This window comes from Rhodococcus sp. NPDC054953 (genome assembly GCF_053609225.1).
Genome location: NZ_JBSGXD010000001.1, coordinates 162,018 through 177,317, shown reverse-complemented (window position 1 = coordinate 177,317; position 15,300 = coordinate 162,018). Strand labels below are relative to the sequence as shown.

At 71.7% G+C, this 15,300-nt stretch carries 12 protein-coding genes; 5 read left to right on the top strand and 7 right to left on the bottom strand.

Features of this window, described 5'->3' with window-relative positions; translation table 11 throughout:
• Nucleotides 1–27 precede the first annotated feature (27 nt).
• Genes ACWF62_RS00760 through ACWF62_RS00750 form a run of 3 tightly spaced genes read left to right on the top strand, consistent with a single transcriptional unit; the run spans nt 28 to nt 3,336 of the window.
• On the top strand, nt 28–1,596 hold the full coding sequence (locus tag ACWF62_RS00760; RefSeq protein WP_378505877.1) for a flavin-containing monooxygenase: 1,569 nt from the start codon (nt 28–30) through the stop codon (nt 1,594–1,596).
• Entirely contained in the window at nt 1,593–2,429 is an 837-nt protein-coding gene (locus ACWF62_RS00755; RefSeq protein ID WP_378505876.1) for an SDR family NAD(P)-dependent oxidoreductase, read from the top strand. The genes ACWF62_RS00760 and ACWF62_RS00755 overlap by 4 nt, the downstream gene beginning before the upstream one ends.
• Nucleotides 2,430–2,433: 4 nt before the next feature.
• Nucleotides 2,434–3,336 (top strand): alpha/beta hydrolase, encoded by a 903-nt coding sequence (locus ACWF62_RS00750; protein ID WP_378505875.1) that lies wholly within the window; start codon nt 2,434–2,436, stop codon nt 3,334–3,336.
• Between the two features lie 19 nt (nt 3,337–3,355).
• Here ACWF62_RS00750 and ACWF62_RS00745 read toward each other — a convergent pair whose 3' ends face one another.
• Entirely contained in the window at nt 3,356–5,293 is a 1,938-nt protein-coding gene (locus ACWF62_RS00745; protein WP_378569713.1) for a vWA domain-containing protein, read from the bottom strand.
• 99 nt (nt 5,294–5,392) lie between these two features.
• Nucleotides 5,393–6,001 (bottom strand): type 2 periplasmic-binding domain-containing protein, encoded by a 609-nt coding sequence (locus ACWF62_RS00740; protein ID WP_378505873.1) that lies wholly within the window; start codon nt 5,999–6,001, stop codon nt 5,393–5,395.
• A gap of 146 nt (nt 6,002–6,147) precedes the next feature.
• On the opposite strand from ACWF62_RS00740, the gene ACWF62_RS00735 reads away from it, so the two are divergent.
• Nucleotides 6,148–7,992, top strand: coding sequence for an HSP90 family protein (locus ACWF62_RS00735; RefSeq protein WP_452629218.1), 1,845 nt, complete (start codon nt 6,148–6,150; stop codon nt 7,990–7,992).
• Entirely contained in the window at nt 7,982–10,351 is a 2,370-nt protein-coding gene (locus ACWF62_RS00730) for a hypothetical protein (RefSeq protein WP_452629216.1), read from the top strand. Before ACWF62_RS00735 ends, ACWF62_RS00730 begins: the two co-directional genes overlap by 11 nt.
• Before the next feature lie 78 nt (nt 10,352–10,429).
• On the opposite strand, the gene ACWF62_RS00725 is transcribed toward ACWF62_RS00730, so the two are convergent.
• From ACWF62_RS00725 to ACWF62_RS00705, 5 genes are all read right to left on the bottom strand, one after another.
• A complete protein-coding gene (locus ACWF62_RS00725) occupies nt 10,430–11,620 on the bottom strand; it encodes an NAD(P)-dependent malic enzyme (RefSeq protein WP_452629214.1) in 1,191 nt (396 codons plus the stop codon).
• A gap of 333 nt (nt 11,621–11,953) precedes the next feature.
• Nucleotides 11,954–12,325 carry a hypothetical protein gene (locus tag ACWF62_RS00720; RefSeq protein ID WP_378505869.1) on the bottom strand — a complete coding sequence of 124 codons (372 nt, stop codon included), beginning with the start codon at nt 12,323–12,325 and terminating at the stop codon, nt 11,954–11,956.
• Nucleotides 12,322–13,176: a PHP domain-containing protein gene (locus ACWF62_RS00715; RefSeq protein ID WP_378569710.1), complete on the bottom strand. Its 855-nt coding sequence runs from the start codon at nt 13,174–13,176 to the stop codon at nt 12,322–12,324. Before ACWF62_RS00715 ends, ACWF62_RS00720 begins: the two co-directional genes overlap by 4 nt.
• 70 nt (nt 13,177–13,246) lie before the next feature.
• A complete protein-coding gene (locus ACWF62_RS00710; protein WP_452629276.1) occupies nt 13,247–13,819 on the bottom strand; it encodes a suppressor of fused domain protein in 573 nt (190 codons plus the stop codon).
• Nucleotides 13,820–13,870: 51 nt separating this feature from the next.
• Complete coding sequence (locus ACWF62_RS00705; RefSeq protein WP_378505867.1) at nt 13,871–15,292, bottom strand: cellulase family glycosylhydrolase; 1,422 nt, start codon at nt 15,290–15,292, stop codon at nt 13,871–13,873.
• Nucleotides 15,293–15,300: the final 8 nt, after the last annotated feature.

Here is a 15,300-nt window from a genome sequence, read left to right as displayed (position 1 = left end):
AGTTAGTAGACCCATATCCTGCATTACATGAGTCTTCCAGTTACAGGTACTGCGGTGCCGTCCGGGGCCACCGCGCGCGAGATCGACACGCTGATCATCGGCAGCGGATTCGCCGGGCTCGGCGCCGCCGTGAAGCTGAGCCAGGAGGGAAAGACCAACTTCCTCGTCCTCGAACGAGGCTCCGACGTCGGCGGCACCTGGCGGGACAACACCTACCCCGGCGCCGCCTGCGACGTGCCCTCCCACCTGTACTCCTACTCGTTCGCGCTGAACCCGGACTGGACGCGCTCGTTCTCCACCCAACCCGAGATCCAGCGCTACATCGAGGCCGTGTCCCGCAAGTACCGGGTCCTCGACCGGCACGTCTTCAACTGCGACGTGCGGACCGCGCACTGGAACGCCGACCGCGCGCGCTGGGTGGTCGAGACCTCGCAGGGGACGTTCGTCGCGAAGATCGTCGTGTCCGCGGTCGGCGCGCTCTGCGAGCCGTCCCTGCCGAACATCAAGGGCATCGAGGGCTTCGAGGGCGAGATCTTCCACTCCGCGCAGTGGAACCACGACGTCGACCTCACCGGCAAGCGCGTCGCCGTGATCGGCACCGGTGCCTCGGCGATCCAGATCGTGCCCCAACTGGCCGCGCGGACCGCCCAACTCGACGTCTATCAGCGCACCGCTCCGTGGATCCTGCCGCGCGCCGACCGTCAGTACACCCGCGTGGAGAAGCTCGCGTTCAAGTACCTGCCCGGTTTCCAGAAGCTGTCCCGGCTCGGCATCTACCTGATGCGCGAGTCCCAGGTGGTCGGGCTCGCGAAGGCTCCGGCCTTCATGCGGCCGCTGCAGATCGCCGCGCAGCTCCACCTGCGCAGGCAGATCGCGGATCCGGTGCTGCGCAAGAAGGTCACCCCGAACTTCCGGATCGGGTGCAAGCGCATGCTGATCTCCAACAACTACTACCCCGCGCTGGCGCGGCCGACCACCGAGCTGGTCACCGACGGCATCGCCGAGGTCACCGCGACCGGCGTCGTCGACAGCACCGGACGCCGCCGCGACGTGGACGCGATCGTGGTCGCCACCGGATTCCATGTCACCGACTCGCCGACCTTCGCCGGCATCTTCGGCCGCGACGGCCGCAGTCTTGCCGAGGTGTTCGAGGAGCAGGGTCAGCAGGGCTACAAGGGGTCCGCCATCGCGAACTACCCCAACATGTTCTTCCTGGTCGGTCCCAACACCGGCCTCGGGCACACCTCGATGGTCTACATGATCGAGTCGCAGCTGAACTACGTCGTCGACGCGATCAACGTGATCGAGCGCAACGAGATCGGCACCGTCGAGGTACGCAAGGACGCGCAGGACGACTACAACCGCGACGTCCAGCGCAAGCTGAGCCACAGCGTGTGGAACAACGGCGGGTGCGCCAGCTGGTACCTCGACAAGCACGGCAACAACACCACCCTGTGGCCCGGCTTCACCTTCGAGTTCCGCAACCAGACCAAGCATTTCGATCTCGACGCCTACGACAGCGTCAACATCGCCGACCTGCCGACGGCGCAGGCGACCACCCCCGACAGCAACGACGAGAAGGTGACGGTTCAGTGAGCGAATTCGCAGGCAAGGTCGTTGTCATCACCGGTGCCGGATCCGGGATCGGCAGGGCACTCGCGCTGAACCTGGCACGACAGGGCGCGAAACTGGCGCTCTCCGACCAGAACAGCGTCGGGTTGGCGGAGACCGCCGACCTGGCACGGGGACTGGGAGCCGAGGTCAAGGCGGACCACCTCGATGTCACGCAGCGGGAAGCGGTCGCCGAGTACGCGGACGCCGTCGCGGCCCACTTCGGCACCGTCAACCAGGTGTACAACAACGCGGGCATCGCGTATCACGGGACGTTCGAGCGGTCCGAGTTCAAGGACATCGAGCGGATCATGGACGTCGACTTCTGGGGGGTCGTCAACGGAACCAAGGCGTTCCTGCCGCACCTGATCGCGTCCGGGGACGGGCACGTGGTCAACGTCTCGAGCCTGTTCGGCCTGCTGTCGATGCCCGGCCAGAGTGCATACAACGCGGCGAAGTTCGCGGTCCGCGGGTTCACCGAGTCGCTGCGCCAGGAGATGCTGATCGCCAAGCATCCGGTCAAGGTCACCTGCGTCCATCCGGGTGGCATCAAGACCGCGATCGCGCGCAACGCCACCGCGGGCCCCGACGAGGACCTCGCCTCGTTCTCCGAGTTCTTCGACAAGAAGCTGGCCCGCACGACGCCGGAGTCCGCCGCGGCAACCATCGTCAACGGGGTCCGCAAGGGCAGGGCCCGGGTCCTGATCGGTGCCGATGCGAAGCTCCTCGACGCCTGGGTCCGCCTGGTCGGCTCGAGCTACCAACGGATCGTCGCGGAGGTCGCGGGCCGCGTCATGCCGAAGCCGAAGGCGAAGTAGCCCGGTGCCGTACCTGCCGCGGCCGCTGGTTGCCGCCAACCTGGGGCTGTTCTATCGGGTCGCGCTGCACCGGTCGTTGCCCGCGCCGGTGGCCCGCCGGGTGCTCGACGCGGGCGCCGTCGTGCAGCGCCTCCCGCGGGACACCGTCGTCCGCCGGGTCACCCTGGCGGGTCGACCCGCCGAGTGCGTCACGGTCGGGGCCACCGAGCGCCGCACCGCGGTCCTGTACCTGCACGGCGGCGGGTACACGCTCGGGTCACTCACCACCCACCGCTCGGTCGCGGCGCACCTGGCACGAGAGACCGGGGCAGCGGTGTACGTCCTGGACTACCGGCTGGCACCCGAACACCGGTATCCGGCGGCGTTGGACGATGCGGTCGCCGCATACATCGAGCTGATCGGCGAGTACGGATTCACTCCGGATCAGCTTGCGGTCGCGGGTGATTCGGCGGGCGGCGGGCTCGCCGTTGGCACCGCCCGCCGGCTGATCGACCGGTACAGCGTCCGGCCGGCCGCCCTCGCCCTGATCGCACCGTGGGTCGATCCGGGCGCAAGGGACGCCCCGTTCGACCGCGACCTGGTGGTCAACACCGATTGGTCCTTCCGTGCGGCCGACGCCTACCTCGGCGGCGGCGACCCCGCCGACCCCGGCTTCGCGCCGCTCCGCGGCGACCTGACCGGGCTGCCGCCGACGGTCGTGCACATCGGCACCAGCGAGGTGCTGTACCCGCAGGCGGTCGAGTTGACCGACCGGCTGCGGGCCGCGGGCGTCAGCGTCGAGTACCGCGAGTACCCGACCCTCTGGCACGTCGCGCACCTGCAGGCGTCGCTGGTCCGGGACGCCGACGACGCGGTCCGCGACCTCGGCGCGTTCCTGCGCGCGGCGCTGGCCCGCACCCCCGCCTGAACGGGCCGGGGCGCGGCCCCTACCGCCGCCGCCTGCGCAGCACAACCCAGCCGAGCGCGAGGCCGCCCAGCGCCACCGCCGCGGCCGCGGCCGCAATCCCGATCGCCACGGTCGACGAACCCGACGCCGGGGCGTGCTCGGCGGCGGGGGCGGCACCCTGCTCCGCCGCTGCGGTGACCGGCACCGCGGCGGTGTCCGGCACCGGCCGCTCGCCGAAGATCCCGGCGGGCACGCCCGTCGCGTAGCCGGGGCCATCCTCCGGTTCACCGGTGACCGTCAGGTCCAGCCGGATCGGCACCGGCACCCCGGCGCCCGCCACCGATGTCGCCCCCACCTTGACCGCGATGTAGTACCAGCCCGGCACCGCGGTCGTGCGGACGGCGAGGTCGTCGGAACCCCGGTTCTGGTATCGGACCGCGGTGCTGGCCAGCGCCGTGTCGCCGGACGGCAGCACCTGGTCCGAACCGGTGTAGGACCCGAAGTCCGACACCATCTCCTCGCGGCTCGGCGAGTAGAGGGTGCTGCGCGCGAGCGAGACGTCCTCGACCGCGGTGCTGCCGTTGCCCGCGAGGTGCACGCGGTAGGCCAGGCCCTGCCCCCAGTCCAGCGCAACGCGGTAGTAGACGATCTCACCGCGCCGAACGGTGTCGGTGTACCGGCCGCTGCCCGCGAGTTCGGTCGCGACGTTGAAGGACCCGCCGCCGACCGTGGGGGTGCCCGAGCCGCTCGGCTCGACGAAGGCGGTCGGGGTCGTCGCCCCCGCCGGGCCCGGGTCGGTGGCCGCGGGCTCGATCCCGACCAGCAACTCGACCGGGATCCGGTCCGGCACCCCGTCGGACACCGTGCTCCAGGTGGTCGCGACGTAGTAGCGCCCGCCGCCGCGGCACCGGTCCGCACCGGCGTTGTCGCCGGTCGGCTTCTCGCTCGCGCCGTCGAACGCGGCGGCCACCGTCAGCGCGGCGCCGCCACTCGTGTCCGTCACCTGTTCGAACTCGAACTCGTTGCAGTCCTGGCCGTCCCTGCCATACACCCGCAGTTGCAGGACGTTGTTGTCCCGGTTCGGCTGCACCCGCCGCTGCGGTGCCGCCGGGAACGACACCGTTGCGGAGAAGTACGCGGTGGCGCCGTCCGGGACGTCCACCGCGTAGTAGCGTTCCTGTTTCTGGCCGATCGTGTCCAGGTGCTGGCCCGGCGTCAGCACCGGGGCCGCCTGGTGCCCGGGTGTGCCGGTGACCGGCGTCCCCGCCGCCTCGTAGTTGCGCAGCGCCGCCGCGGTGACCCGCGGCAGGGTCCGCGCCAGCGCCGCACCATCCGCCGCATCGGTGTAGGTCCCCCCGGTCGCCTGCGCCATGCAGGTCAGCTGCGCCCGTGCCGTCTCGTCCACCGCGAACCCGATCGCGTGCATCACCAGGTCGACGCCCTGAGACTTCAGTTCCCGGGCCACCTCACACGGTTCCGGTGGCGCGCAGGTGTCGTCGCCGTCGGAGACCAACACGATCGACCGCGGTCCCGAGTCCGGCAGCGCCTGCGCGGCAGCACGCAACGCCGTGCCCATTGGCGTCCAGCCGCTGGCGGTGATGCCGTCGACCGCGTCGTTGAGGGCCGCTCGGTCCAGCGGGTCCGGCCGCTGCACCACCCGAACGTCGCGGCAGCCCGCGACCTTCTCCGACTCCCCGTTGCCGGTGCCGGTGCCGTACACGGCGAGCCCGACCCGCGACGCCGCTGGCGCCGTGTCGACGAAGGCGTGCACGGCGTTCTTCGCGGCATCCATCATCGTGCCCGCCTGGTCGGGACGCTGCATGGACCCGGACGCGTCCAGAATCAGCATCGTCGGCGCGTAGCTGGCGGCGTCCCCCGCCCCCTGCGCCGCGGCGGGCGTCGCGACGATCGTGGCCCCGATCAGCCCGACCGCCAACCCCACCGCCAGTGTCCTCAGTCGCTGGGCTGTCCCCGGCATCGTTCCCCCACCCGTCCGTCCGCGTTGGCCGTTAGGGGGTCGACCCTACAGACCCGGCACGCCCGAATTCGACGGCCGGAAGCTGGCTAATCGCCAGCGTCACCGTGCGGCAAGCCAGTTCGCTGCCGCCTGGTCCGCGGTCAGGTCTCCCCGACCGACCGTCTCGCTCATCTCCGCCAGGTCGGCCGTCGTCAACTCACCGGCAACGACGTTGAGCGCCTTGACCTGCGCGCCCGTCAGGACGCCGGATCGCATCAGTGGGACGACGGCCATCGCGGGGAGGTTGCTGCCCTCCTCGCCCGCGTCACCCGCACCCGGCCGCTCAGCCATCCCCGGATCGGACACCGAAAGACCCTGCGGTAGTGAACGATTCAGTTCCTCGAACACCTCGTCCGGCTCGATCTCGGTGGCGCCGGGGTGCAGGCGGAGCAGCAGTGCACCGGTGTACTCGGGCACCAGGGTCACCTCCCCGGAATCCAGCAACGTCAGGTCCTGCCCCTCGACGAGCCCGGTCCTGGTGTCGACGGGCGACCCGGTGCCCCGCAGCACCCCCGCGTAGATCTCGGCGAGCACCGCGCGATCCGCGGATCCACCGGAACCGACGGTGAGCGCGGCGGGGGCCGGATCGGCGGTGAGGGTGCTCGGCGCGCACCCGGTCAGCATCGCCGTCGCCGCCGCAGCAACGGCCGCCACCGTCCGCAAGGTCATCGTCCGCCACACTCCTGAGAAGTCACCACACCCGTGCCGCCACATCTTCTCACCCCAGCGGGCGCTCGCCGGCCCGGCGGCGGGCCCGGACCCGAACCCCGCTCCGCGAATCGGGTGTCCGACTCCCCCGATAGGCTCCGGGACCGATGACAACGACAGCCGACGGCGGCAGCCGTCTCTTCCAGGTACATCTCGGTGGGATCATCGAGTTGCTCAGCGCGAGTATCTACACCGGCCCGCAGGTCTTTCTGCGTGAGTTGCTGCAGAACGGATGCGACGCGATCGCCGCCCGCCGCGAACGCGAACCCGGTCACCAGGGCACGATCCGGGTCCTGCCCGGCACCGACACCGACCCGGTGTTCGCGGTCGAGGACGACGGGATCGGGTTGACCGCCGACGAGGTCGGCGAACTACTCGCCACCGTCGGCCGCAGCTCCAAGCGGGACGTCCTCGACCTGCCGCGGACGGACCGTCTGGGGCAGTTCGGGATCGGGCTGCTCAGCTGCTTCATGGTCAGCGACCAGATCCGGGTCCGGTCCCGCTCCGCGGTCGGCGGCGGCGCCGTCGAGTGGGTCGGCCGCGCCGACGGCACGTTCACCGTCACCACGCTCGCCGAGGACCTGCCGGTCGGGACCCGGGTGGAGTTGGTGCCGCGCCAGGACGCCGCCGAGTTGGTCTCCGCCGGCGGCGCCCACGACCTGGCCGACCGGTTCGGACGGCACCTGCCGGTGCGGGTCACGGTCGCCGGGCAGACCGTCACCCGGCCAGCCCCGTTCCTCGAGACCGGCGTGCCCGCGTCACCCGAGCTGCGCGCGCTCGGCCGCGAGGTCGTTGGCGCCGAACCGTTCGACACGATCGCATTGCACGTGCCCGCCACCGGAACCCGCGGCACCGCGTTCGTGCTGCCGTTCCCGCTCTCCCCCGGTCAACGCCAGTCCAGCCGGGTATACCTGGGCGGCATGCTGCTCTCCGATCGGATGGACGATCTGCTGCCCGAGTGGGCGTTCTTCGTCCGCACCGTGGTGAACACCACCGGCCTGACCCCGACCGCGTCCCGAGAATCCCTGATCGAGGACGGTGCGCTCGAGCAGACCCGAACCGAACTCGGAGCGGCGGTGCGCCGCTGGGTGATCGGGCTGGCGGCGCGGGCACCGCACCGGCTGGCCGGGTTCCTCGCGGTGCACCATCTGGCGCTGCGGGCCCTGGTCCTGCACGACGACGAGCTGGCCCGGTTCATCGTCCCGCACCTGCCCGTCGAGACGACCGACGGCCCAACCACCTTCGGGGAGGCGGCCACCCGCGGGGTGGTGCGCTACACCAGGACGGTCGACGAGTTCCGACAGCTCGCCGGGATCGCCCGCCCCGGCGCCCCGATCGTCAACGGCGGCTATGTCTACGACGCGGACATCGCCGCCCGGTTGCCGGAGTTCGTGCCCGGAGCCGAGGTCGAGGTGGTCACCGTCGCCGACGAGATCGACCAGTTGGACCTGCCGCAGGCGGCCGACCGGGCGCGCACCCGTGCGCTGACCGAGCGGGCGGACCGCGCGCTGACCGATCTCGGTGCGGCCGCGGCGGTCCGGGCGTTCGCCCCCGACACGGTGCCCGCGCTGTACGTGGCCGACGAGGCCGTGTTGCGCAGGCTGCGGCGCGATCAGTCGAGCGAGGCGGGCGGGTTCTGGGCCGATGTCCTCGGCCGGGTGGACGCCGCCGAGGCAGCGGCCGGCGTGGACACCGCGGGCCGACTCGTCCTGAACTGGCACAACCGGTTGGTCCGCACCGTTGCCAGCGTCGACGATGACGCCGTGCTGTCCCGGACCGTCCGGATCCTGTACGTGCAATCCCTGCTCGCCGGGCATCGGCCGCTGAGTGCGGCCGATCGCGCGGCGCTGACCGACGCGATGACCGACATCGTGCACCTGTCGGTTGGGCTGCCGAGCCTGCCGACCATCGACGCTCCCGAGATGACCGAGAAGGACGACCATGCCGAGTGAGACCCCCGTCGATCTGAACGAGTTGATCTCCGAGATCGACTGCACCCCATACGGACCGGCCGAACGGGAGCTGATCGAGCGTGCGATCACCGTCGCCGACGAGGCCGGCGAGGAGGAGACCGCGTACCGGGTGCGGATGCGGCTGGTGCAGTCCTCGTCGATGACCGGGGACACCGAGGCACTGCTCGCGGCCTTCGCCTGGTGCGTTGGCCGCAACGCCGCGGACCCGGCCCGGTTCCCGAACGAGGTCGACGACTACGACCTGTTGTGGTTCCACAAGTGGATCGCCGACTCGCTCGGCTCGAATCCGATGTTCCCCCAGGCCACGATCGCCGAGTCCATCGAACGGATGGAGACCGCGTACCGGCAGGCGGGCGTCGGCCTGTCCGGGGTGGTGCAGACCCGCTTCTCGGAGGCGTTCCTCGCCGGACGGTTCGGGGAGGCGCGGCGGTACCTCGACGAGTTGGCGCGGACCCCCCGCGACGACTACAGCCACTGCGACGCCTGTGTCCGCTCGGAGGAGGCCACCTTCCGGATCCTCACCGGTGAGCCCGCGACCGGGCTGGACCTGATCGAGGAGATGCTCGAGCAGGGGTACGAGTGCGGCGAGGAACCGGAACGGGCCATCTCGCACACGCTGGTGCCGCTGCTGGAGGCGGGCCGGTTCGACGAGGCCGAGCGGATGCACCTGCGCGGGTACCGGCTCGCGCGCGGCAACGCCGACAACATTGCGATGATCGCGCGGCACCTGGTCTTCCTGTCGGTCACCGGCAACGCGCACCGCGCCATCGAGATGCTCGAGCGGCACCTCGGCTGGCTGGCGCACGACCGGCTCAACGCGGCCGGGCATCTCGAGGCGCTCACCGCCTTCGCGGTGACCTGTTCGGCAGCGGGGCGGGCCGGGCTCGGCGACGAGCGGGTGCGCGGATCCGATGCCGCTCCGCTGGTCCCGTTCCTCGGACCCCACGACGGACGGTGGACGGTCGACGAGCTGGGGGCGGCGTGCCTGCGGGCCGCGGACGAGTTGGCGGCCCGCTTCGACGAGCGCAACGGCACCAGCCACCGCAGCGAGACCCTTGCCGCCACCGTCGCGCTGGTGGACCGGGGCTGGGACCTGCCGATCGGCCGCGCGCACGTCGTCGCGGCCCCGGCGGTGGTCGACCCGGCGGGGTTCGTCGACGACGTCACGGCGGCGGCGTTCGTCGACGACGTCGCGGCGGCGGGCGACGCGATCGCGCGGGTCGAAGCGCTGCAGAACTCGGAGGAGGGCACCGAGGACGCCCTTGCCTGGCTGGACACCGAGTCGGCCGCCGCCCTGACACCGGGCCGACGCACGGTGCTCGCGCGCCTGCGCGGCCAGGTACTGGCCAGTCGCGGCCGTTTCGAGGAGGCATTGACGGCCGTCGACGGTGCGCTCGAACTGTCGGTGGCGCACCGCGCGAGGGCCACCACCGCGACCCTGGCCGCACTGGGTGCGCACATCGCCGCCGATCTCGGCGCCGCGGAGGACGCGGTCGCCCGGATGCGGCTGGCGAAGCGGGAGTCGGAACTCGCGGGCCTGGGATCGCTCGGTCCCGCCTACCACCTCGGGGTGCTGCTGGTGCGGGCCGGGCACCCGGACGAGGCGGCCGACGAACTGAGCCGGCTGGCCGAACTCGAGGAAGAGCAGGGGACCGCGCCCGGGTCGCTCGGGCACACCCTGCTGTGGCTGGGCCGGGCGCGCAGGGACGCGGGTGACCCGCAGGGCGCCCTCGCGGCGTGGCACCGGTGCCGTGAGCTGGCGAGGTCCTGCGGGGACCACGTCGTTGCGGCGACGGCGGGCACGGACCTCGGGGCGATGCTGGCGCAGTTCGAGGACGAGGGCGCCCTCGAGGTTCTCGACGAGGCCGTCGCGGACGCCCGCCTTGCCGAGGGCCGGGCCGATCTGCTCACCGAATCGCTGCACCTGCGCGGCCGGGCGCGGTGCGGGTTCGACGACGACGGCGGTCTCGCGGATCTGCGTGAGGCGGCGGGGCTGGCCGAGGGGTGGACCCGCGCCGACATCGAGGATTCGACGGCGCGGGCTCTTGCGCAGCTGGGCCGAATCGACGAGGCGGCGGCGACCGGACTCGGCGCCTCCGACGCGTTCGCCGCCGCGGGAGACGAGATCGGCTGCGGGAGCGCCCTGCTCGTCGTTGCGCAGGCGTTGGCCACCGCCGACCGGCACGAGGAGGTGCTGGCCGTGCTCGCCGACGCACGGGACCGGGTTGCGGACGTTCCGCAGTTGGCGGTGCGGGTTGCGCTGCTCGAGGGTGACACGTTCGAGGCCCTCGGCAGGCACGCCGAGGCGGCCGCAGCCAGGGCCCGGATCGAGCACTGACCGGGACCCCTCTCGACGCCGAACGCCCCGGACCCGCAAGGGGTTCCGGGGCGTTCGCGTGTGCGGGTGGACGGGGCGCTACGCGACGCCCTCGTCCTGCGCTGCCTTGGCGACGGCCGCGGCGACGGCGGGGGCGACCCGCGGGTCGAGCGGGCTCGGCACGATCTTGTCGACGGCCAGTTCGTCCGCGACGACCGACAGGATCGCCTCGGCGGCGGCGAGCTTCATGCCCTCGGTGATCCGGCGGGCACCCGCGTCGAGGGCGCCCTTAAACACCCCGGGGAACGCGAGCACGTTGTTGATCTGGTTCGGGAAGTCGCTGCGCCCGGTCGCCACGATCGCGGCGTGCTTGTGCGCGATGTCCGGGTGGATCTCCGGATCCGGGTTCGACATCGCGAAGATGATCGCCTCGTCGGCCATCGTCGCGATGATCTCCTCGGGCACCGTGCCCGCCGAGACGCCGAGGAACACGTCCGCGCCGTCGAGGGCCTCCACAATGCCGCCGGTGCGCCCGGCCGGGTTGGTTCGGGCCGCCAGGTCCGCCTTGATCTCGTTGAGATCACTCCGGTCGGCGGACACGATGCCCTTCGAGTCCAGCACCGTGACGTCCGCGATCCCGGCGGCGAGCAGGATGTTCGCGCAGGCGACACCGGCGGCACCGGCTCCCGAGATGACCACGCGGAGGGTGGTGATGTCGCGGCTCTGGACCTCCACCGCACCCTTGAGGGCGGCCAGCGCGACGATCGCGGTTCCGTGCTGGTCGTCGTGCATGACCGGGCAGTCGAGTGCCTCAATGACGCGCTTCTCGATCTCGAAGCAGCGCGGCGCGGAGATGTCCTCGAGGTTGACGGCCCCGAAGCTCGGGCGCAGTCGGATCAGCGTCTCGACGATCTCGTCGGGGTCCTTGGTGTCGAGGACCAGCGGGATCGAGTTCAATCCGGCGAAGTTCTTGAACAACGCCGACTTGCCCTCCATCACCGGCAGCGACGCCCGCGGGCCGATGTCGCCGAGACCGAGCACCGCGGACCCGTCCGACACGACGACCACGAGTCGGTTCGTCCAGGTGTAGCGGTCGGCGAGCGTCTCGTCGGCGTGGATCGCCCGACTCACCTGGGCGACGCCGGGGGTGTACGCGATCGACAGCGCACGCTGCGAATCGAGGGGTGCGGTGGTCTCGACCGACAGCTTGCCACCGATGTGGCCCGCGAAGATCTCTTCGTCGGTCAGCTCAACCTTGGGAGGGGTGGTTGCTTCAGTCACGGGAGACACGATGACACTCCTACTCATGCCGCTCCACAGCGGGGGCGGGTTACTGGTAAGTAGCAGCGGCGAAGGTTGTTTTTCGACGCAGCCGCAGGTTTTCGATAGAGAACTACAGCGCTCCGAGGGTGCACGATGAGTGCCCGATTGGTCTACGGGGAATGCACCCGGCTCGGGACGCGAGAAGCACCGGGCGGGGTGGGCCCGGGCATGAAATCTGCCGCTGGTTGAATCCGACTTCGCTCCCCCGCCGGGCGGTGGCACCGGCATTGGAGTGCAGCAAGTGTGCCACCGTCGGCTCACACCTGGCAAATCTCACCGGTGAACCACGATTCCGGTGAGCTACCCCCACCACTGGGTCCAGAACAACCCGGCTGTGATCAAGAACACGGCCACCGACCCGGCTGCCGCGGCCGCACCCCGCCGGTGATCGGCGACGCGCTGCGCGAGCACCACCGCGACCGCGGCGACCGCGTGCACCGTCACCGACTCCGCGCCCGGCCCGGGGAAACCGCGCCGCGACCCGAGGTACGCCGCAACGATCACGACCACGGTCAGCAGCACGACGCCCGCCGTCACGGCCCCGCTCAGCGCCTGCAGCGCCCGCGCCGGGGCGCTGCGCCCGCGTCGTCGGGGCCGCTCCCACCGCGGCGCCGGGCCGTCCGGGCGGGCGTCGTAGTCGCTGTCGTATTCGTCCACCCACGGTTCGCTCATCCGGTCACCACCTCGACGCCGGTCGCGGCCGCGATGAGGCGCTCGTACTGGTCGGGCGCGGTGACGAACTCACCGAGTACCACCGACTTGTTGCCGCCGTGATAGTCGGAGGACCCGGTGACCACCAGGTTCAGGTCCGCGGCGAGTCCGCGGAGGTACCTCTCGTCGGCCGCGCCGTGATCGTGGTGAGCGACCTCGACACCGCCGAGACCCTCCGCAACCAGCTCACCAATCTGGTTCATGTCCATCAGGTGGCCCCGAACCGACGCGCGCGGATGGGCGAGGACGCTGACACCGCCGGCGGCCGCGACCATCCGCACCGCATCGGGCAGCGGGGTGTCGGCCTTGGTGACGAAGTACCGACCCCCGGTCCGCAGCAGGTCGGCGAATGCCTCGTTCACCGACCCGACGACCCCCGCGGCGACGAGGGCGCGGGCCAGGTGCGGGCGCCCCGCCGCCGGGCCTGCCGCGGCCAGCACGGCATCGGGGTCGATCGGCAGCCCGTCGGCGGCCATCTTCTCGGCCATTCCCCGCAGCCGGGCGGTCCGCTCGGCGCGGAGGCGTTCCCGTTCCCGCGCGAACGCCTCGTTGCCCGGGTCGAACAGGTAGGCCAACAGGTGCACCGCGACGGGACGGCCGTCCGCGCCCCGCCCCGCACAGGACATCTCCATGCCCCGAACCAGACTCAACCCGGCGGGCAGCGCGTCGACCGCCTCCGCCCATCCCGAGGTGGTGTCGTGGTCGGTCAGCGCGACGACCTGCAGCCCGGCGGCCGACGCGGCCCGCATCACCTCCCCCGGGCTGTCGGTGCCGTCCGAGGCGGTCGAGTGGGTGTGGAGGTCGATGCGCACCCCGCCATTGTTCCAGGCTGCCTGCCCGAGTGTGGGGACGGCGGCACCGCACCCGCCCGAACGGCGCCGACTACATCGCGGCCTGCCCGCGGTGGGGGTCGCGCACGTCGATGCCCGCCTCGGTCCACGCCTCCCGCAGCGCCGCCGCCCCGCGCAGCCGGACCCAGGCCGCTTCGGTCCCGGTGATCGGAACCGCGTCGAGGAACCGGACCGGGTCGGCGGGATCCGGGAGCGTGACCTCGTCGATGCCGCTGTCCCCCAACAGGACCGCGGTGAACGGGGCGCCAACCCAGAGCGGCTCGCCGAGATCGAGCAGTCCATCGACCGCGAGCACGACACCCTCCACCGCGGGGGCCGCCGCGAGAATCGCGAGCGACCGGTGCACCCCGGACGCGGCGCCGAGGCCCCCGCGCACGGTGAGCACCAACTCCGCCCGCGGCCCGCGCACCGGGTCGGCAACGAGGTCGCTGGGGTCACCCATCGGGTGCCGCGAACAGCCGAGGCTCGCGTACCGGACCAGCCCGTCGGCGTCGGCCTCGAACCGGAGCACCTCGAGGGGGTCGAGACCGAGGAAGGTCACCGACGCCGCCGACGGCCGCGGCCCGCCGATGCTCTCGACCAGGCGGGCGCGGACGGTGGGCAGCACGTCGTCGATCACGCGTCCATCTAACACCCGGTGCGCGATCCCGCCGGATCAGGTTCCCGGCGTGACGACCAGTCGTGCCTCGTCGGCACCGGCGGGGGCGCGCACGGTCAGCAGCCTGGTCTGCTCGTTCCAGTCGACGACCTCGCCGCCCTCGACCCGCACCCCGGCCGGGAATCCGCGCCTGGGCAGGTAGATCTCGGTCGGCGCGGCGACCGCGGGGTCGGTGCGGTAGGTCAGTTCCAGTCGATCCACCGCGCCCGTCCAGGAGACGGGTGTGCCTGCGACGGCCCGCGGGTACGCCTCGTCCAGCGCGCCGACCAGGTTGCGCGCGGTGCCGTCCACCTCGTACGGGCCCCACGATCCGGGGTCGCTGGACCAGTAGCTGACCCCGGCGCCCATGTCGGTCGCGGTGGCGTACACGCGGTCGACGTAGTCGAGCGCTCCGGGCAGGGTGGTGTCGAGGCCGAACTCGCCGAGGATGACCGGCACGTCACCGAGCGCCTTCGCGGTGCGGAGCGTGTGACCGCGCCAGGCGTCGATCGTCGCGTCAACGAGGGTGCGGGTGCCGCCCTCGTAGCCGCCCCCGAGGTCCATCGGCAGCGGATAGATGTGCGGGCAGTAGGCGATTCGCGGCTCGCCGTCGCGAGCGTCGGTGATCGCGCCGAGCCCGCTCGCGGTGCCCCAGTTGGTGCCCATCGCCTGCGGCGCGACGCACACCCAGCTGTCGGGGTCCGCCTCGCGGATCGCATCGGTGCTGCGCTGGTACAGCGCGGTGAGCGGTCCGGCCTCGAACACGGGGCCCTGGAGCGTTCCCCCGTACGGCTCGTTCATCAGGTCGTAGGCGATCACGGCGGGGTCGTCCGCGAATCGCTCGGCGACGGCCCGCCAGGCGCCCGCGTAGTGCTCGGCCAGTTCGGGGTGCGCACCGGTGGTGTCCCAGAAGTTGTCGAAGGCGCGGATGACGCCCGCGTCGAGGTAGTACTGCTCCCACATGTCATGCTCCCCGACCGGAAGGCCGTCCATGTGGGTCGCCCACGCCGGTGCACCGTTCCCGGTCGTGCCGTCCGGGGTGATCGCACCCGACCACAGGTCCTGATGCATGTCGAGCATCACGTGGTATCCGCGTTCGCCGTACCAGCCGACCCGTTCGGCGACCCGGTCGAGGTAGGCCTGATCGTAGACACCGGGTTCCGGCTCCACCGACCGCCAGGAGATCAGGAACCGGACGAAATTGGTTCCCATGTCGGACCGTTCGCGGTCGAGTTGGTCCTCGGTGAACTCCGGCATCCCGTCCGGGGCACTCTTGCTGCTCGAGGCCGTGTTGAAGCCGCGCAGGATCAGCGCCCGGCCCTGATCGTCGCGGAGATAGGTATCGGCGGGGGCGGGATCGCTGCGCAGCGCGGCGGCGGCCCCGCCGCCGAGGGCGAGCGCCGCCGCCAGGCCCAGAATCACGATCTTGCTCCGCCGCACGCCGACCT